This is a genomic window from Streptomyces sp. NPDC058464 (genome assembly GCF_042721035.1).
Classification (GTDB): Bacteria; Actinomycetota; Actinomycetes; order Streptomycetales; family Streptomycetaceae; genus Streptomyces.
This window is the reverse complement of the sequence record NZ_JBHXMA010000027.1, coordinates 39,990-59,259: the sequence shown is the minus strand read 5'-3', so window position 1 is coordinate 59,259 and position 19,270 is coordinate 39,990. Positions and strand designations below refer to the sequence as shown.

The following is a 19,270-nucleotide window of genomic DNA, read 5'->3' as shown; positions in this document are numbered from 1 at the left end:
CCGCCTAGGCTGGGCCCTGCCTCGGGGGCACGGCAGACACTCACGCACATGGGGGATGACATGTCCGACGACGGCCACGAGCAGAACGGGCAGGAGCGCGTGCCGAGCAGGCAGCGCAGGCGGTTCCCGGGGATCTCCTCGCGTGCGTACGAGCATCCGGCGGACCGTTCGGCGCTGGTGGCGCTGCGGCGGCTGAGCGGTTTCGACACGGTCTTCAAGGCGCTCAGCGGGCTGCTTCCGGAGCGGAGCCTGAGGCTGCTGTTCCTGTCCGACTCGGTCCGGGTGTCCGACCAGCAGTTCTCACACCTGAACGACATGCTGCGGGACGCCTGTTACATCCTGGACCTGGAGAAGGTCCCGCCGATGTACGTGACGCAGGATCCGCAGCCGAACGCGATGTGCATCGGCCTGGACGAGCCGATCATCGTGGTGACCATGGGGCTGGTGGAACTCCTCGACGAGGAGGAGATGCGGGCGGTCGTCGGCCATGAGGTGGGGCACGCCCTGTCCGGGCATGCGGTGTACCGCACGATCCTGCTGTTCCTGACGAACCTCGCGCTGAAGGTCGCCTGGATCCCGCTGGGCAATCTCGCCATCCTGGCGATCGTGACGGCCCTGCGGGAGTGGTTCCGCAAGTCGGAGCTGTCCGCCGACCGGGCCGGGCTGCTGGTGGGCCAGGATCTGCGGGCCTCGATGCGCGGGCTGATGAAGATAGCGGGCGGCAACCACCTGCACGAGATGAACGTGGACGCGTTCCTGCAGCAGGCCGAGGAGTACGAGGCGGGCGGCGACCTGCGCGACTCCGTGCTGAAGATCCTGAACGTGCTGCCGCGCTCGCACCCCTTCACCACGGTCCGCGCGGCCGAGCTGAAGAAGTGGGCCGAGTCCCGCGACTACCAGCGGATCATGGACGGTCACTACCCGCGGCGCACGGAGGACAAGGACACCTCGGTCGGCGACTCGTTCAAGGAGTCCGCGGCGAGCTACGCCGACGACGTGAAGGGCTCCAAGGACCCGCTGATGAAGCTGGTCTCCGACATCGCGGGCGGGGCGGGAGGCCTGGGTGGCCGGGTGAGGCGCGGTTTCGACGGGTTCACGAGCGCGCCGCCGCCGAAGGACGCGCCGCCGCGGGACACTCCCCCGCAGGACGACGAGGCGTAGCGGGCCCGGGCCCCCCGCCGGGCCCGGATCCCCCGCCGGGCCGGGGTGCGCCGGGCCGCACGGCCCGGTCGCGGGATCTCGGTCCTCCCGGTCGCCTCGGTCCGGGCCGCTCAGACCTTCGGCTCGGCCGCAGCGGCCAGCGTCCCGCACAGGGCGGTGGCGCTGCCCGTGGCGAACGGGTTCGTGCCCGCCGGGCCGCCCGCCTTGGCCGTCTGCCCGGCCAGGAGGGGCTGCAGATGGTCGGCGGATTCCTCGGCACAGGACAGGGGGCCCGCCTGGACGTAGGAGACGAGCAGCTGGGTCTGGTGCAGGCGCAGGTCGTCGCGGTCGAACCGGAAGGTCAGCTCGCGGCGGACGGTGAACAGGGAGACCTCGGCGCCGACCGGGGCATCGGCGGGGCGCAGCGCGTAGACGAAGGTGTGGTCGGCGGTGACCTCCAGGGTGGCCGGGTCGGTCTCGGTGACCTGGAGGCTGCCCTGGACACGGATCCTCGGGTCGGCGAGTTCGGCACGGGCCGGGTCGAAGCGGACCAGCCATCCGGTGGGGGCGTGCCGGCCGTCCGCCGCGGGGTGGTCGACGCTCTGGTCGAACTGGTCGAGCTGACCGGGGTCGAGCAGCGCCCGCGCGGGCCGCACCTCGCTGCTGTCGAGGACCTCGGGGTAGAGCGAGGAGCGGACGAGGTAGTCCTTGACCGTGGTCAGGGCGGTGACCACCTGGCTGTCGGAGAAGTGCGCGGTGCTCCGGGCGGCCGGCAGCGGTATCCCCTCGGCGCCGACCTCGTAGTGTGCGGCTGGGCTGTGCGCGAACAGGGTCTCGGCGTCGGTGGTGCCGGGCACCGCGCCCTGGGGGGAGAGCGGGACGACGGTCATCCGGAGGGGTTCGACGGGCTGCTGGGCGGCCTCGTCGGTGCCGTAGGGGTGGCGGACGCCCATGTAGATCGCGGTGCCGAAGGCGACGAGGATCAGCACGACCAGGATCAGGGCCTGCCGGGTGAGACCCCGGCGCAGGGGTGGCCGACGGCGTACGGCGGGCGCATGGTCGCTCATACGTTCGCGTGCGGAAGATTCCTGGAGGCGGGCAGCGCGAACAAACGATTCGTCGAAGACGACGGATCGGTACTCGTCCTCGCCACCCACGGGGCCGCCCTCGGGTGTCCCCTCAGGTGGGTCTCCTGGCCCGCCCATACCTTCAGAGTAGGTCTCGGGAGCCTCAGGTAAACGCGCTGCTACACGACAACTTCTGACAGGTTCTCACCAGGTCCGCCACCAGGGCGGCCGCGGCCGCTCAGGGGGTGCGGGGTACCGCGGAGGCCGCCGGCTTGGCGGGCTGGGAGTAGTCGGCGGACACGGAGGGCGCCGCCGCCGTGCCCTGTTCCTGACCGGTGGAGGGAGGCCGGGGCACCTGGTCGCGGCTGCCGCCCGAGGAGGCGCTGCGGTAGACCGCGGCGAAGGCGAGCGCGACCATGCCGATGCCCATGACGAGGGCGAGCACCCAGGCGACGGGACGGTGCCAGCGGACGTGTTTGCCGTACGTCCCGGCGGCGCCGTACCGGTCTTCGAGTACGTCGGTGTCGTCCAGGTCGTCGAGTTCGCCGCCGAGATCGGTGCCGTCCGGGCTGTAGCGGTCGTCGTAGCGCTCGCCTCTGGCGTGGGCGCGGCGGGCCTCGGCCTCGGAGGCCTCGGCTCTGGCCTGGGCGGCGGCAAGGAGGCGTTCGACGGCGGTCGGCTCGTGGACCACGGCCGCCTTCACGAAGGCCTCGTCGAAGACCACGGTGTCGAACTCTTCGTCCGACATTCCGTGGTCATGGTCGTCGTCGGGCTCCCAGCCGTCAGGGAACGGCGTGCCCCCCACGTCCTCCGGCACGGATCCAGAGTAGACCTGGGGGGTCAATTTGGGCAGACGGTATGGAAATTCATAGGTCCGGTGAGACGCCTCTCACGCCGGTCCGGGGGCCCGTACGCCCTTCCGCGCGCCCCTCACCCGTGCGGGTGCAGGGGTGACGGGCGTCAGCGGCGGATGTGGCCGTCGCCCGTGACGATGTACTTGGTGCTGGTCAGCTCGGGAAGGCCCATGGGGCCGCGGGCGTGCAGCTTCTGGGTGGAGATGCCGATCTCGGCGCCGAAGCCGAACTGACCGCCGTCGGTGAAGCGGGTGGAGGCGTTCACGGCGACGGTGGTGGAGTCGACCAGCTGGGTGAAGCGGCGGGCGGCCTGCTGCGAGGTGGTGACGATGGCCTCGGTGTGCCCGGAGGTCCACAGCCGGATGTGCTCGACGGCCTTGTCGAGGGAGTCGACGACGGCGGCGGCGATGTCGTACGACAGGTACTCGGTCTCCCAGTCCTCCGGGACGGCCTCGACGACGGTCGCCTTGGAGTCCTTGGCGTAGGCGAGGACGCGTTCGTCGGCGTGGACGGTGACGCCGGCCTCGGCGAGGGCGTCCAGGGCGCGCGGCAGGAACTCGGGAGCGATGTCCTGGTGAACGAGGAGGGTCTCGGCGGCGTTGCAGACGCTGACCCGCTGCGCCTTGGAGTTGATGAGGATGTCGATGGCCATGTCCATGTCGGCGTGGGCGTCGACGTAGACGTGGCAGTTGCCGGTGCCGGTCTCGATGACCGGGACCTTGGACTCCATGACGACGGTCTGGATGAGGGAGGCGCCACCGCGCGGGATGAGGACGTCGACGAGGCCGCGGGCGCGCATCAGCTCGTGGACGGACTCGCGGCCCTCGCCGGGCACCAGCTGGACGGCGTCGGCGGGCAGCCCGGCACCGCCGACGGCGTCGCGCAGGACGCGGACGAGGGCGGTGTTGGACTCGTAGGCGGAGGCGGAGCCGCGCAGCAGGACCGCGTTGCCGGACTTCAGGCAGAGGGCGGCGGCGTCGACGGTGACGTTCGGGCGGGCCTCGTAGATGATGCCGACGACGCCGAGCGGGACGCGGACCTGGCGCAGGTCGATGCCGTTGGGGAGGGTGGAGCCGCGGACGACCTCGCCGACCGGGTCGGGCAGCTTCGCCACGTCGCGGACGTCGGACGCGATGGCGCGGACCCGCTCCGGGGTGAGGGTGAGGCGGTCGATGATCGCCTCACTGGTGCCGTTCTCGCGGGCCTTGGCGATGTCCTTGGCGTTGGCCTCGACGATCTCGCTCGTACGCACTTCCAGGGCGTCCGCGACGGCGAGCAGCGCGTCGTCCTTCACGGCACGCGGCAGCGGCGCGAGGTCGGCGGCGGCGGCCTTGGCACGGTAGGCGGCCTGGGTGACCGGGGACATGGCGTCGTACGGCGAAAGCGTGGTCATGAGGGAAGGGTAGTGCGCGCCGGCGGGCCGTCCACGCGTCATCCCACACCGCGAGACGTGGATCAAAACGGGTGAATACCGGCCGACGTCGCAGGGGGGCGTCGGGGGCGGCGTCAGAACGGGTGAATACCGGCCGACGTCGCAGGGGGGCGTCGGGGGCGGCGTCAGAACGGGTGGATGCCGACCGGGGTCGCGGGCGGCGGGCCGTAGCCCTCGGCGATCCGCTGGTGGTAGGTGGCGCGGTCGATGACCTCGAGACCGACGATCTCCCACGCGGGCAGTCCGGCGGTCTGGCGGTGCTCGCCCCACAGACGCAGGGCGACGGCGGCGGCGTCGTGGAGGTCGCGGGCCTCTTCCCAGTAGCGGATCTCGGCGTGGTCGCAGGCGTAGCGGCTGGTGAGGAGGAAGGGGTGGTCGTGGGCCAGCTGTTCGAGTCCGCGGCGCAGCTCCGGCAGGGGGACCTCGGCACCGCAGACGCTGAGGGTGACGTGCCACAGGCGCGGCAGGTCCTTCGGCTCCTCGTAGGTGTCCCCGGCCGCGACGCTCGTCAGAGCACCGCGGGAGGCCGCAGCCCCAGGGCGCACTCGTCTCACGACGGCCTCCTTCAGCTGTGCTCGTGCGGAACGTGGTCCTGAGTCAAAGTTGAGCAGGCCGCAAGGGTTCGTGTGGCGGTTTTACGGAACGTCCCCCACCGGGGTCCGTCGTTACGCCCCGTTTTACGGGTGCAGGATCACCAGGTCGTCCCTGTGTACGACCTCACGTTCGTACGCGGGGCCCAGCTCGCGCGCCAGCTCCCTGGTCGAACGCCCGATCAGCTGGGGGATCTCCTTGGCGTCGAAGCTGACGAGCCCGCGGGCCACCGCGCGTCCTTCGGTGTCGCGCAGCTCGACCGGATCACCGGCGCCGAAATCGCCCTCCACGGCGGCGATCCCGGCCGGCAGCAGCGACTTGCGGCCCTGGACGACTGCGCGGACGGCGCCGTCGTCGAGGGTGAGCGAGCCCTGCGGGGTGGAGGCGTGCTGGAGCCACAGGAGGCGGTCTGCGGACCGTTTGCCGGTGGGGTGGAAGTAGGTGCCGGTGTCGCCGCCGGAGAGCGCGTCGGCGGCGTGCACGGCGCTCGTGAGGACCACCGGGATGCCCGCGGCGGCTGCGATCCGCGCGGCCTCCACCTTGGTGACCATCCCGCCGGTGCCGACGCCGGCCTTGCCTGCGCTGCCGATCTCGACGCCCGCGAGATCCTCGGGCCCCTTCACCTCCGCTATCCGCGAGGTGCCGGGCCTGCTGGGGTCGCCGTCGTAGACGCCGTCGATGTCGGAGAGGAGGACCAGCAGGTCGGCGTGGACGAGGTGGGCGACGAGAGCGGCGAGGCGGTCGTTGTCGCCGAAGCGGATCTCGTCGGTGGCGACGGTGTCGTTCTCGTTGACGACCGGCAGCGCACCCATCGCGAGCAGCTTGTCGAGGGTGCGGGAGGCGTTGCGGTGGTGGGCGCGGCGGCTCATGTCGTCGGAGGTGAGCAGGACCTGCCCGACGCGGACGGCATAGCGGGCGAAGGAGGCGGTGTAGCGGGCGACGAGCAGCCCCTGGCCGACACTGGCGGCGGCCTGCTGGCGGGCCAGGTCCCGGGGGCGGCGGCGCAGGCCGAGCGGGGCGAGTCCGGCGGCGATGGCGCCCGAGGAGACGAGGACGATCTCCTTCTCCCCGCCGCTGCGGCTCTTGGCGAGGACGTCGACGAGCGCGTCGACCCGGTCGGCGTCCAGGCCGCCGGAGGCGGTGGTCAGCGAGGAGGAGCCCACTTTGACGACGATCCTGCGGGCCTCGCCGACGGCCTGCCTAGCCCTTGCCACGTCCTGTCCCCACTTCCTTGCGCGTGCCAGCAATCTACGCGAAGGGGACCTGCACCAGGCCCGACCGTCCAGCCTCCGGACAAGCGGGGGGACCGATGACGGACGAGCGAGAGACCGGCGGCGGACAGAACAGGGCGTGACGGACCCTTCACGTGTCGCGCACGGCAAAAAGGTTGTGTTGTCTCTCCATAGAAATCGAAACGAACTTAAAGTTAACTTGAAGTTTGTGTCATCTAAAGATCGCCGCGTGAAGCGCATCCTCCTCAGGTCGGGTAAGAGCCCCTACGACGTCGTCACCGTCGAGGAGGCCCTGCACCGGGACGTCATTGCCACCAATTCGGGCAACCTGATCTTCAGCGATGCCGCCCACAAGATTCTCGAGACGCCGGACACCGAGGTCGTCTCGAACGGCATGCCCTCCGACGTCTCCGCCGCCGCACGCATCAACGAGGAGTACGACGCCTTCGTCATCCCGCTCGCCAACGCCTTCCGGCCCTCCTTCGAGAGCGCGTTGAAGCGGATGACCCGGCTGATATCCCGGCTGAACATCCCGGTGGTCGTGCTCGGCGTCGGTGCGCAGACCGGGGTGAGCTACAACCCGGAACGGCTCAAGCGGATGGAGCCGACCGTGCGGGAGTTCTGCGCGGCGGTGCTGGAGCGCAGTGCGTCGATCGGCGTGCGGGGCGAGTTCACCGAGCAGTACCTGAAGGCCATGGGCTTCAAGGACGTCGAGGTCATCGGCTGCCCTTCGCTGTTCATGTACGGCGAACGGCTCCCGGTGCACAAGAAGGCGCTGGAGTTGACGCCGGCATCGCGGATCGCGATCAACGGCTCGCACAGTGCCGTACGTGCGCAGGGCCTGGACCGGATCATCACGCGCACCCACGAGCGCTATCCGAATCTGCGTTTCGTCGGCCAGAACCTCAGCGACGCACGGCAGTTGCACTGGCGGGACCTGTCGGACCCCAACGCCGCGGTGACCGCGATGCCGACCCACCCGGACCATCCGATGTTCCGCGAGGACAAGGCGCGCGTCTACGTCGACCCGTTCACCTGGATCGACGATCTCCGCTCCTTCGACTTCTCCTTCGGTTCGCGCATCCACGGCAACATCGCGGCACTGCTGGCCGGCACGCCGGCCACTGTGCTGTGCGGTGACTCGCGGACGCTGGAACTCTGCCGTTACTTCGAGATTCCGCATCGGCGACTGGACCAGGCGGTGAAGGACCCCGAGTCGGCGGACCCGGCGAAGCTGTACGCGGAGGCCGACTTCGGCGGACTGGTCGGCGGTCACCGGGAGCGTTTTGAGCGGTTCACCGGGTTCCTCGACAGGAACGGGCTGGAGAACACCTTCACGCACGGCGATGGCGGAGCGGCCTTCGAGGAGCGGATGCGGACGCTGGCGTTCCCGGCGGGAATCCGCCCCTGGAACGACGCGGACGTCGCCTCGCTCACTTCGCGGTTCGGCTGGCTGCACAGCCGTATCGAGGAACTGTCGCTGGACAACGCCCGGCTGGAGAAGGAACTGGCTCGTGCCGGGTCCCGCGCCGCCAAGAAGTCCGCCGCGCCGGCACCGCCGACACCGTCGGCCTCGGTGTACCGGCGGGCCCGCCGGGCCGTCGGCAAGCCGATCCGCCGGGCGCTGGGGTCGGGCGGATAACCGCTCGGGGCGGGGTCAGGCCGCGGCCGCCTTCACGTTCCGGGTCGGCAGCGACCGCCGCAGTTTCCGCAGCGCCCGCCGCAGGAAGGTGTTGGCGGCCTCCTCGCGGTAGCCCTTGACGGCGCGGGCCTCGCGGGGTTCGGCGAGGTAGATCCAGTCGGGGAGGCCGGCCGCCTTGGAACGGAAGTGCGGGTAGCCGAGATAGACGCGGGTGCCGCGCCCCTCCACGACCGGCGTGGGCTTCTTCTTGGCCCGTACGAACTCGACGACGTCCGGGAGGAGGTCGGTGCGCCGGACGGCGACCAGGTGCAGCTGGAGCCGCTCGTGGACCTTGAGGCGGCGGGCCACCTCGGGGTTCCAGTGGGCGTCCATCAGCGGCTTGGCGAGCTCCAGTTTGTGCTGCCGTACCTCGTCGGTGTCCTTGAGGAACTTCGGGCCGAACTGCGGGAGCAGCGTGACCTTGAACGGCCGGACCATGAGGCTGTCACGCCGCGGCCCCGCCGGGACCATCTCGGCGATCAGGTTGATCAGGGCGCGCGCGGAGTCGAAGCGGAGGATGTAGCTGCCGCTCTTGGTGACGTGCTTGCCGTCCTCGCGGCCGACGAGGTAGTAGCAGGGGTAGTCGGCGACCACGGAGACGCCGTCGGCGCGCAGGTAGGCCTCCATGGTGAACAGCGCGTCCTCGCCGGTCCACAGGGATTCGTCGAACCGCATGCTGTGCCGTTCCAGCAGGGCGCGGCGGAAGAGTTTCTGGGCGCTGAGCGCGAACTTGATGTTGGAGGAGAAGACGTCGGTACGGCCGAGGGTCTCGCCCCACATCGACCGCGGAGGTTTGCGGTTGATCCCCTCGACCTTGCCGAGGACGACGTCGGTGTTGTTCTCGTCGGCCATGGCGACCATGCGTTCCAGTGCCTCGGGGCCGAGCCGGTCGTCGGCGTCCAGGAAGAACACGTAGCGGCCGGCGGCCTTGGCGAGCCCGACGTTGCGCGGGCCGCTGGGGCCGCCGGAGTTCTCCTGGCGGATCACGGTCACCGGCATGGCGGCGCGGGCCGCGAACTCCTCCAGGTACTCCCCCGTGCCGTCGGTGGAGCCGTCGTCGACGGCGATGACCTCCATGCGGGCCGGGTCGAGGGTCTGGCACTCGACGGAGGCCAGGCATTCGACCAGGTACGGCATCGCTTCGTACGCCCCGATGATCACGGTCACATCAGGCTGCGCAACGACGGTCACGTTTCCCCCTAGTCAATGGTGCGTTCCCCCTGCGTCACCTCGATCGCAACGTCTTAGATGGCCGATCGACACGACAGGTTGCCTTGGAGTACGCACTCAGTGGCCCAGCTCACATGACGAACGGACAGCCGGGTGGTGTACAGCGGGTTACACCGGACAGTACGGGCGCACGGTAAGAGCTACTCAACGCGGATGGCGAAGCATGAGTAAGAAGAAATCCGTGCATTACTAAGCAGAAGTAAGAGAACGCGCCGCGTCGGCACAACCGGGACGGGCCCGGTCCCGGGGATGTCCCCGGGACCGGGCCCGTTCGCGGTCTTTGCGAGTGTCAGCCGGCGGTCGCGCCCTCCGCCTCGCCGGCGGTCGTCCGCGGCTTTCCGCCGGGCAGCACCTCGGCGAGTTCGGCCGCCTCGGGGTCGCCGGCCGCGATCCGGGCCTCCTGGCCCAGGTTGCGGGTCTCGGCCTTGCGGGCGAGCGCGGCCACCGCGCCGTTGAACTGCTCGATGGACGTCGGCTCGTCCGGCCCGAGCAGGTAGTGCTTGAGCTCGTCCCGGTCCGCGGCCAGCGGATCGGCCGACGGGTCGCGCACGGCGTCCAGGAGGCCGCCGAGTTCCTTGGCGCTGTTGGAGAGGATCACGGCGGCGCGCACGGCGGTGTTCGCCCGCTTGAACTCCTCCACGCCGACGCCCGCGGAATCGGTGACGGCGTACGGCTTGCCGCTCGCGATGAAGTCGGAGACCACGCTGGAGATGTCGGAGACCATCGCGTCGGAGACGTTGAAGCAGTCGTAGAGGCGGGGTTCGGCGCCGGTGATGACGGCGTGCCGGTACGACGGCAGAGCCTGCCAGTAGAAGTCGTTCCAGTCGGCGCGCAGCCGGGCGATCTCCTCGTGCTTCTTCAGGTCGACGACGTCGTCCCGGCTGGCCTCGGCCTCGTCGCGCTTGTCGTCGCCGGTGCCGGCCAGCTCGGTCAGGCGGGTCTCGATGCGGGTCAGTTCGGCCTTCGCCGCCGTCTGGGCGGCCGTGTCGGCGGTGAAGCGGGCATCGGTGGCACGGGAGGCGGCGGCCTTCTCGACGAGGGCGGTGACGCGCCGGTGGGCGGCGCCGGCCTCGGCGCTGACGGTGCCGGTGAAGGGGTGCGGCTTGTAGAGGACGCGGACCGGCGGGTCGGCCTTGACCAGCTTCTTCACGATGTTCTCGCCGGCCAGTACGAGGGAGGTGTTGCCGGGGTCGCCGTCCCAGCCCTCCCAGGTGGGCGCGTAGAGCACGGTGGGGATACGGCCGTCGGGGACGCCCTGCCAGCCCTGGATGGGAGCCAGCTGGGGGCGGCCGACCTCGACGATGTCGTCGTCGCGGACGCCGACGTCGGCGATGGCGTAGCGGTCGCGGCCCGCGCGGCCCGCGGTCCACACCTCGTCGTACACCTTGCTGAACGGGTTGACGCTGGCCAGCTTGTCGCTGTCGCCGTGGCCGATGAAGACGTGCTTCATCGTGGGGACGCGCAGCAGGTGGATGTTCTTGCCGACGTTGGCCGCGTAGAGGGCGACGCGGACCGTGGAGAGGTCCATGTTCATCAGGTGCACGCCGCCGGGCACGCAGATGACGGGGACGGTGGTCGGGGCGAGGCTCTGCAGGATGACCCGCTCGCGCAGCAGGATCAGCGGGCGGGACTCCAGCTGTTCCATGGTCTCCAGCCACATGTTGACCTGGTAGGCGGAGTCCTTGGAGCCGGAGAAGTACAGGACGGTCCCGGGCCGGTACTCGGCGAGCCAGTCGTCGACGGCGGCCAGCACGGTGTCGGCGTCGGGCGGGGTCTTGCGGCCGCGCACGTAGGGCATCAGCACCAGGACGTACAGGCAGCCCAGGGCGAGGGTGATCCCGATGCCGACGAAACCGGCGACCACGTTGTCCGTCATCGCCGAGACCAGCAGGCCGACGACGGCCGCGAGGTCGAGGTGGAGCATCTTCTCGGCAGAGCGGTCGAGCAGGCCGCGCGGCGGGGCGTCCGGGATGCGGATGCGGGACTTCAGGTCGACGTTGCGGGTGGCGACCGGCATCCGGCGGCGGTTGCGGATCAGGGTGACCAGTGCGCCGTGCGGGGCCTGCAGGCCGTAGAAGGCGATGAAGCAGGCGATCGCGCCGTAGAAGACCAGTCCGTTCGACAGGTCCATGCGGGCCAGCAGCAGGATCAGCAGCAGCTGCCGGATCAGGAAGCGGATCGACAGGCCGGCCCGGACCTTGCTCAGGCGGTTGATGAGGTAGCTGCCCTTGCGGTGCAGGTAGTGGTCCGCCAGGTACGTGACGGCGGCCGCGGCCGCGAAGGCGTAGACGCTCGGGACGAGCGCGGCGACCATGAGGACCGGGAAGCCCAGCACCATGAGTGCCGCCGCGGCCAGCTCGGCCGCGCTGCCCACCCGGGCGACGCGAATAGCGGTGGATATCACGGAGAACCTTTTGCTGACAAAAAGGCCTGAATTTGACCTTGCGGACGATCTGGGAGGTTGTCGATCTGGGTATTTACGGGTTCAGGCCCCTGTGAATGCTCAGCGAACGCGCGCAACCACAGAGGCCTGAATAACAGATGACTAATGACTGTCGATTATGCCACGCCGTCCTGTCGGTCCAGGACACTGGCCAGGGCCTGCTCGAAGCCGGAGGCCTGGCCGGCGGCGGCCGTCGGGTCCTGCTGGCGGACGTCGATGACATGGCCGGTGAGTTCGGAGAGCAGCACGTCGAGGGAGGTGCGGGCGACGGCCTCGGAGGAGAGCAGTGAGCCCGACGGTTCCTGGCCGAACGCCTTGGTGCGCATCGGGGTGGCGGTGCGCTCCGGGTTGATGCAGTTGACGCGGACGGCGTCGCCGGCCCACTCGTCGGACAGTGCCTGGGTGAGGTTCACCATGGCGGCCTTGGTCGAGGAGTACAGGCTGTACTCGGCGCGGCCTCGGGTGTAGCTGCTGGAGGTGTAGAGCAGCAGCTGGCCCTGGGTCTCGGCGAGGTACTTGTAGCTGGAGCGGGCGATCTGCACCGGGGCCAGGTAGTTGACCTTCAGTGCCTCTTCGATGGTGGCGTTGTCGGTCTCGGCGAGCTTGCCGATGCGCAGCACGCCCGCGGTGTTGACGACGTAGTCGATGCGGCCGGTCTCGGCGTACGCCTTGGAGAGCGCGTCGTCGACCTCTTCCGGGTTCTCCACGTGGGTGCCGGTGGTGGAGCGGCCGAGGGCGTAGACGTTGGCGCCGTAGGACTCGGCGAGTTCGGCGATGTCCTTGCCGATGCCGTACGAACCGCCGAAGATCACCGCGGTCTTGCCGGTGAGCAGCTCGCGGTAGGCGTCCTCGCTCTTCTGCTCGGGGGCGGCGCTGGAGGCGAGCTGGAAGAGCTTGTCGGCGATGAAGACGTCGACGGGCTGGGTGACCTTCATGTTGTACTCGTCGCCGGCGACGACGTGGATCGGCACGTCCGGCAGGTACTTGAGGACGACGGAGCAGTCGTCGGTGGCCTGGAAGTTGGGATCGCCGTCGGCGACCGCGTAGGCCCGCTTGATCGTGGACAGCTTGAACGCCTGCGGGGTCTGGCCGCGGCGCAGCCTGGAGCGGTCCGGGATCTCGGTGATGAACTCGCCGTCCCCGCCATGGGTGCGGGTGACGATGATGGTGTCGGCGGACGGGATGGCGACGTCGACGGCCTGGTAACGCTCCAGTGCGGTCACGCAGTCGTCGATGACGCGCTGCGACAGCAGGGGGCGTACGGCGTCGTGGAAGAGGACGTTGAGGTCCTCGCCCTCGGCCAGGCCCTCGCCGAGGGCCTCGATGGCGCGCTCGGTGGTCTCGTTCCGCGTGTTGCCGCCCTCGATGACCTTCTTGACCTTGGTGAACCCGGCCTTGGCGACGATCTTCTCGACGTCCGCGACGTAGCCCGGTGCCATCAGCACGATGATGTCGTCGATCGAGCCTGCCTTCTCGAAGGTGGCCAGGGTGTGCTCGATGACGGCCTTGCCGGCGATCTTCAGCAGCTGCTTGGGGATCGACAGACCCACCCGCTGGCCGGTACCACCGGCCAGGATCACGGCGGTGGTTCGGGGCTTGGCTATGTGCTGGGACACAGGTGACCTACCTTGGGGCATCAGGGAACCAGGAAATGGTCCCACTTCCGGTAACCGCTGTGCAAGGTGAGCGCCGTCCGCTGCATATGTGCCCGCAACCTTTCATTCACCTTGCATCGCTGGTGATGGGCGTCGCCCGCCGGGCCACCGGAAGAGTTCCGTGAATTTGCTGTGAGTAACTACACAGCGCATTCCGATTGCTGTGCGTGACGCGACGCACGTCTCAGCAGCACTACGCCGTGCTATGGGGAAGGCTTAGCCGAGCTAAGCCGTCCCACTCTTCCCACGCTTCAGCGCCGTCGCAGCTTCTTCAGACATCGGTGCCCCAGGACGCGTACGAGCTCCTTGGACGACGTCTGGTGCACGGTGCGGGACTTCGGCTCGGCGGTGTGGCGGACCGGGGCCGAGGCCGCCGCGGCGAGTGCGCCGTAGAGCGCCTGGGCGGCGACTTCCGGGGCGATGCGGGCTTCCACGGCAGGCGGTCCGGGCTGTGCGGGGATGGCGGGCAGGGCGTGGAGCAGGGTGGGGTCGCCGATGATGCGCACGCCCATGGCGCCGATGCGTTCCACGATCTCGGCGCCGATGCGGCCGGCGGCCTCGACGGCCCAGTCGGGGGTGGAGATCTTCACGTCGGCGGCGGTGGGGCTGCACGAGTTCTTCATATGCATGACGGCGCCGTTGCGGACGAGCTTGGAATACAGCTCGTCGGGGAGTCCATTGCCGCGGAATTCCACGTTGAGATTTCGCAGCATTTCGGTCTCGGCGAGGGTGAGGGAGCGGTTCGCCGTGTCGGGGACGGGGTGGAGGAGTTTTTCGGGGAGTCCGAGGAGGGCTTCGAAGGTGCGCATCAGGCCGTCGCGGTCCCGGTCGTCGACCACGACGACGGTGACCCGGTCGGCGCCGACCGCGCGGATCCAGCGTTCGACGAGCCGGTCGTGCCGGTGCCGGCGCCAGAAGCTGGGGTTGGGCTTCTCGTAGGGGGCCTTGCGCAACATGTGCTCCAGCCAGTCCTCGTAGCCCATACGCAGCCCGTTCTGCACGTACTGCTGCCACTGCGAGGGCATGATCCTGGCGAGCGGGCGGAGGGTGACGAGGACGTGGACGCGTTCGCCGCCGAGCTGCTCGACGATGCGGGCGACGGTCTCGTCGTCGGGGGCGTCGGCGAAGAACTCACTGCTGATCACCGAGGTACGGGAGCCGGTGGCCTCGACCTGCTTGAGCAGCCGCGTCCAGTGCTTCTCGGTGGGCACGGTGTCGCCCATCATCGCTGGCCGGGCGCAGGCGGCGAGGGCGGCTTCCATCGGGTGCCGGGTGGTCGCCGGGAACTCCACACCGTGTTCGGGCAGCTCGTCCTTCGCTGCGAACAGGGCGCCCTGGATGGCCGTGGTCCCCGTTTTGTGCGGGCCGATGTGCAGCAGGCGGGTGCCGGCGGGCAGGGCGGCAAGGCGACCGGTGGGGCTCACGGGGCCTATGGGGGCGTTGTTCACCGGGGCTTCGCCTCTCGTACAGTCCGTCTCCATGGTTAACGGAAGGTAAGACGTTTACCTTAGGTTCACCTGAGAGGAGCCTGGGACACAGATGAGTCCCAGGCTCCCGTTACAAAGACTTGACTTTCGGCGTGCCCGATTCGTACGTCAGACGACCTGTACGCCCGGTTCGTCGGCCTCGACGCGCAGGGTGGCGAGCGTGCTCGCGGTGGCCTGCGGGCTGACGACGGTGTCGACGACGCGCACGCGCGCGTCGATGCCGTCGCGGCGGATGTCGAAGAGGTGGTAGCCGCGGTGGGCGTCGATGACCTTCCAGTGCGGGTTGTCGGCCTTCAGCGGGTCCCACTGGGCGTGGAAGGCGGCCTGGTCCTGGTCGCCGTTGCTGGAGATGGAGGTGCCGACGAATTCGGCGCCGACGACGTCCGACGACGGGTCCGCGAAATCCTTCTTCAAGTCGCTGATCATGGTGAGATGGCGGTCGCCGCTGAGTACGACGGGGTTGCGGACGGAGGCGAACTCGTCGAGCAGGGCGTTGCGTTCGACCTGGTAGCCGTCCCAGGCGTCGTAGTACCAGAGTTTTCCGTCGCCGGGCAGGATGTCGGTCTCGGCCATCATGATCTGCGAGGCGATCAGGTTCCAGCGGGCCGGTGAGTCGTGCAGTCCGTCGAGCAGCCACTGCTTCTGTGCGGCGCCGAGCATGGTGAGCGAGGGATCCTGGGCGGCCGCCTGGCTGGTCACCTGGTCGCTGCGGAACTGACGGGTGTCGAGGACGTTGAGCCTGGCGAGGCGGCCGAACTCCAGGCGGCGGTACATCTGGATGTGCGGACCCGTGGGGATCGCGGTGGCCCGGACCGGCATGTGCTCGTAGTAGGCCTGGAAGGCGGCGGCGAGCCGGGCGACGAACGCGTCGTGGGACTGCTTGTCGGGGTCCTGGGGGATCTCGCCGGCCCAGTCGTTGTCGACCTCGTGGTCGTCGAAGGTGACCACCCAGGGCGCGTTCGCGTGCATGGCGGCGAGGTCGGGGTCGCTGCGGTACTGGGCGTAGCGGTTGCGGTACTGCGCCAGGGTGTACGGCTCGCCGGTGCCCTCGTGGCGGCGCGGGCCGGCGGAGGACGGCGTGGACTCGTAGATGTAGTCGCCGACGAAGAGGACGACGTCGGGGTCCTGGGCGAGCATGTCGGCGTACGGCGTGAAGTAGCCGTGCTGCCAGTTCTGGCAGGAAGCGAGGGCCACGCGCAGTGAGCCGCCCCTGGCGTGCGGGTGGGGGGCGGTGCGGGTGCGGCCCGTCGGGGAGATCCGGCCGCCGGCCCGGAAGCGGTACCAGTAGGAGCGGCCGGGGTGCAGTCCTCGTACGTCCACGTGAACGCTGTGCCCGTACTCGGGCCGGGCGTCGGCGGTGCCGCGGCGGACGACCTTGTGGAGGCGCTCGTCCTCGGCGATCTCCCATTCGACGGGGACGATCTCGTCGGGCATGCCGCCGCCGTGCAGGGGGTCGGGGGCGAGCCGGGTCCAGAGCACGATGCCGTCGGGCAGTGGGTCGCCGGAGGCGATGCCGAGGCTGAACACTCCCTCGGGCAGCGGGGTTTCGGCGGCCCGGGCGGTGGACGGCAGCCAGAGCTGGGCGGATGCGGCGGCTCCGAGGACGGCGGCACCGGCGGTCAGAAAGCGGCGTCGGTCGGGCGATGGTGCTCCGGTCATGCGCGGACTCCCTTGCCACAGTGGCCTCTTGGACGGTCTGACCTTCGGAAGCTCCCACGACCGGACGGTCCGTCCGCTGAACACAGGCATGCGTGCGCATGACAACTGGGCAGACAACAGAAAACCCGTTGCGACCGGGAACGGGTCCCGGCCGCAACGGGCCTGAAGTGCTGATGGAACTAGCGGGTCCGTGGGATCCCACGGGTCCGTCGGGTCCGTCGGGTCCGTGGGATCTCACGGACCCCGCGGACCCGACGGCAGATCAGCGAATTACTCGAACGGGTCGAAGTCGCCGTACTCCCGCAGGGCCTCGTCGCGTTCCGCGTCCCGGTCGCGGCGGCGCTGCACGGCGGGCCGCTGCTCCTCGAAGCGGTGGTCCTCGCCTCGTCGGCCGAGCATCTCGGCGCCGGACATCATGGACGGTTCCCAGTCGAAGACGACGGCGTTGTCCTCGGGGCCGATGGCGACGCCGTCGCCCGCGCGGGCGCCCGCCTTCATCAGTTCCTGCTCCACGCCGAGCCGGTTGAGGCGGTCGGCGAGGTAGCCGACGGCCTCGTCGTTGTTGAAGTCGGTCTGGCGGACCCAGCGTTCGGGCTTCTCGCCACGCACCCGGTAGAGGCCGTCCTCCTCCTGGGTGACGGTGAAGCCGGCGTCGTCCACGGCCTTGGGACGGATGACGATCCGGGTCGCCTCCTCCTTGGGCTTGGCCGCGCGGGACGTGGCGACCAGGTCGCCGAGCGCGAACGACAGCTCGCGCAGGCCCAGGTGGGCGACCGCGGACACCTCGAAGACGCGGTAGCCGCGGGCCTCCAGGTCGGGGCGGACCATCTCGGCGAGGTCCTTGCCGTCAGGGACGTCGATCTTGTTGAGGACGACGATCCGGGGCCGGTCGCCCAGGCCGCCGTACTGCTTGAGCTCCTCCTCGATGACGTCGAGGTCGGAGACGGGGTCGCGCTCGGACTCCAGGGTGGCGGTGTCCAGGACGTGGACGAGGACGCTGCACCGCTCGACGTGGCGCAGGAACTCCAGGCCGAGGCCCCTGCCCTGGCTGGCGCCGGGGATGAGGCCGGGCACGTCGGCGATGGTGTAGACGGTGGAACCGGCGGTCACCACGCCGAGGTTGGGGACCAGGGTGGTGAACGGGTAGTCGGCGATCTTCGGCTTGGCGGCGGACAGCACGGAGATCAGCGAGGACTTGCCGGCGCTCGGGTAGCCGACCAGGGCCACGTCCGCGACGGTCTTCAGCTCCAGGACGATTTCCCCGAGGTCCCCGGGCACGCCCAGCAGCGCGAAGCCGGGGGCCTTGCGGCGGGCGCTCGCGAGGGCCGCGTTGCCGAGGCCGCCGCGGCCGCCCTGGGCGGCGACGTAGGAGGTGCCGTGGCCGACGAGGTCGGCGAGGACGTTGCCGGCCTTGTCCAGCACCACGGTGCCGTCGGGCACGGGCAGGACGAGGTCCTGGCCGTCCTTGCCGGCGCGGTTGCCGCCCTCGCCGGGCTTGCCGTTGGTGGCCTTGCGGTGCGGGGAGTGGTGGTAGTCGAGAAGAGTCGTCACCGACTGGTCGACGGTCAGGATGACGTCGCCGCCACGGCCGCCGTTGCCGCCGTCGGGGCCGCCGAGCGGCTTGAACTTCTCCCGGTGTACGGAGGCGCAGCCGTGGCCTCCGTTACCCGCGGCGATGTGCAGCTCGACGCGGTCCACGAAGGTGGTCATGGTGCAGTGCCTCCAGATACGTACGGGGTATTACCTATGTCAACACGCGAAAGGCGGACCCGCCTTCCCGATCGGGAAGTGAGGTCCGCCTCGCGAAACGCTCGGTGTGAGCCGTTGAGTCAGTAGATCCGTGGATCAACAGACCCGTGGATCAACAGATCCGTGGATCAGGGGATCCGCAGACTCAGGCGACCGGAACGATGTTCACGACCTTGCGGCCACGGTGGGTGCCGAACTGCACCGAACCGGCCTGCAGCGCGAACAGCGTGTCGTCGCCGCCACGGCCGACGCCCGCACCCGGGTGGAAGTGGGTGCCGCGCTGACGGACCAGGATCTCGCCCGCGTTGACGACCTGACCGCCGAAACGCTTCACGCCGAGGCGCTGAGCGTTGGAGTCACGACCGTTACGGGTGGACGATGCGCCCTTCTTGTGTGCCATCTCTCCTCAGTCCCTTACTTCGCAGCCGCGGGGATCTCAGTGACCTTGATCGCCGTGTACTGCTGGCGGTGGCCCTGACGACGGCGGTAGCCGGTCTTGTTCTTGTAGCGAAGGATGTCGATCTTGACGCCCTTGTGGTGGTCCACGACCTCGGCCTGGACCTTGATGCCGGCCAGCACCCACGGGTCGCTGGTCACAGCGTCGCCGTCGACAACGAGCAGGGTCGAGAGCTCGACCGTGTCGCCAACCTTGGCAGTGGAAATCTTGTCAACCTCAACGATGTCGCCGACAGCAACCTTGTGCTGGCGACCACCGCTGCGCACGATGGCGTACACGCGGATCTCACTCTCTCGCTCGGGAACGGCACCCCCGCAGTCCAGCCGTCCGACGAAGACGGGCGGCCTCTCCGGAACACCGTGTGCTCCGGAGGAAGAGGTTTACGGGGATGTGGCACGTCCTCATATCCATGGACACGCCGACGGTCAAGGTTACGGGGCGGTGGCCGAGGGGGTCAAACCGGGCCCCGGGGATGTGGGGCCGGTCACTCGGACCGGGTCCCACGCGGCGCGGGGGCCGGGACCGTGTCCCGGCCCCCGCCCCCGCGGGCTGCCACAGAAGGGGGGGTGGGGGCCCGGGGGGGGGTAGGAGGC

Annotated in this window: 15 protein-coding genes; 2 read left to right on the top strand and 13 right to left on the bottom strand. The window is 69.7% G+C overall.

The genetic code is table 11. From position 1 onward, the window contains the following. Positions 1-60: 60 nt before the first annotated feature. Positions 61-1,161: a M48 family metallopeptidase gene (locus tag ACFWPQ_RS31650; protein ID WP_384042465.1), complete on the top strand. Its 1,101-nt coding sequence runs from the start codon at positions 61-63 to the stop codon at positions 1,159-1,161. A 110-nt stretch (positions 1,162-1,271) separates the two neighbouring features. Here the strand turns inward: ACFWPQ_RS31650 and ACFWPQ_RS31645 are convergent, their stop codons facing one another. From ACFWPQ_RS31645 to proB, 5 genes are all read right to left on the bottom strand, one after another. Beyond that, a complete protein-coding gene (locus ACFWPQ_RS31645; protein WP_384042217.1) occupies positions 1,272-2,345 on the bottom strand; it encodes a hypothetical protein in 1,074 nt (357 codons plus the stop codon). 100 nt (positions 2,346-2,445) lie between these two features. Beyond that, on the bottom strand, positions 2,446-3,024 hold the full coding sequence (locus ACFWPQ_RS31640) for a hypothetical protein (RefSeq protein ID WP_384042214.1): 579 nt from the start codon (positions 3,022-3,024) through the stop codon (positions 2,446-2,448). Positions 3,025-3,167: 143 nt separating this feature from the next. Next, positions 3,168-4,454 carry a glutamate-5-semialdehyde dehydrogenase gene (locus ACFWPQ_RS31635; protein ID WP_384042211.1) on the bottom strand — a complete coding sequence of 429 codons (1,287 nt, stop codon included), beginning with the start codon at positions 4,452-4,454 and terminating at the stop codon, positions 3,168-3,170. Positions 4,455-4,618: 164 nt separating this feature from the next. Next, positions 4,619-5,047 carry a hypothetical protein gene (locus ACFWPQ_RS31630; protein ID WP_046733220.1) on the bottom strand — a complete coding sequence of 143 codons (429 nt, stop codon included), beginning with the start codon at positions 5,045-5,047 and terminating at the stop codon, positions 4,619-4,621. Positions 5,048-5,170: 123 nt separating this feature from the next. Next, positions 5,171-6,298, bottom strand: a complete 1,128-nt coding sequence (gene proB, locus ACFWPQ_RS31625; RefSeq protein WP_384042208.1) for a glutamate 5-kinase — start codon at positions 6,296-6,298, stop codon at positions 5,171-5,173. A gap of 247 nt (positions 6,299-6,545) precedes the next feature. Between proB and ACFWPQ_RS31620 the strand changes: the two genes are divergently transcribed. After that, positions 6,546-7,958: a polysaccharide pyruvyl transferase family protein gene (locus tag ACFWPQ_RS31620; RefSeq protein ID WP_384042206.1), complete on the top strand. Its 1,413-nt coding sequence runs from the start codon at positions 6,546-6,548 to the stop codon at positions 7,956-7,958. A gap of 15 nt (positions 7,959-7,973) precedes the next feature. Here ACFWPQ_RS31620 and ACFWPQ_RS31615 read toward each other — a convergent pair whose 3' ends face one another. The 8 genes from ACFWPQ_RS31615 to rplU all read right to left on the bottom strand — a co-directional run bounded on the left by ACFWPQ_RS31615 (position 7,974) and on the right by rplU (position 18,955). Then, positions 7,974-9,134 carry a glycosyltransferase family 2 protein gene (locus ACFWPQ_RS31615; protein ID WP_384042462.1) on the bottom strand — a complete coding sequence of 387 codons (1,161 nt, stop codon included), beginning with the start codon at positions 9,132-9,134 and terminating at the stop codon, positions 7,974-7,976. A gap of 382 nt (positions 9,135-9,516) precedes the next feature. Further along, the gene (locus ACFWPQ_RS31610; protein WP_384042203.1) at positions 9,517-11,631 is read right to left on the bottom strand and encodes a hypothetical protein; all 2,115 of its coding nucleotides are present in this window, start codon (positions 11,629-11,631) and stop codon (positions 9,517-9,519) included. Positions 11,632-11,786: 155 nt separating this feature from the next. Next, a complete protein-coding gene (locus ACFWPQ_RS31605) occupies positions 11,787-13,286 on the bottom strand; it encodes a D-ribitol-5-phosphate cytidylyltransferase (RefSeq protein WP_384042201.1) in 1,500 nt (499 codons plus the stop codon). Positions 13,287-13,576: 290 nt separating this feature from the next. Continuing rightward, positions 13,577-14,806, bottom strand: coding sequence for a hypothetical protein (locus ACFWPQ_RS31600; RefSeq protein ID WP_384042198.1), 1,230 nt, complete (start codon positions 14,804-14,806; stop codon positions 13,577-13,579). A 114-nt stretch (positions 14,807-14,920) separates the two neighbouring features. Continuing rightward, a complete protein-coding gene (locus ACFWPQ_RS31595) occupies positions 14,921-16,471 on the bottom strand; it encodes an alkaline phosphatase D family protein (RefSeq protein ID WP_384042196.1) in 1,551 nt (516 codons plus the stop codon). Positions 16,472-16,741: 270 nt separating this feature from the next. Further along, positions 16,742-18,181, bottom strand: a complete 1,440-nt coding sequence (gene obgE, locus ACFWPQ_RS31590) for a GTPase ObgE (protein WP_384042193.1) — start codon at positions 18,179-18,181, stop codon at positions 16,742-16,744. A gap of 184 nt (positions 18,182-18,365) precedes the next feature. Next, positions 18,366-18,620 carry a 50S ribosomal protein L27 gene (gene rpmA / locus ACFWPQ_RS31585; protein ID WP_010041940.1) on the bottom strand — a complete coding sequence of 85 codons (255 nt, stop codon included), beginning with the start codon at positions 18,618-18,620 and terminating at the stop codon, positions 18,366-18,368. Between the two features lie 14 nt (positions 18,621-18,634). Beyond that, positions 18,635-18,955, bottom strand: a complete 321-nt coding sequence (rplU, locus tag ACFWPQ_RS31580; protein WP_007381993.1) for a 50S ribosomal protein L21 — start codon at positions 18,953-18,955, stop codon at positions 18,635-18,637. Positions 18,956-19,270: the final 315 nt, after the last annotated feature.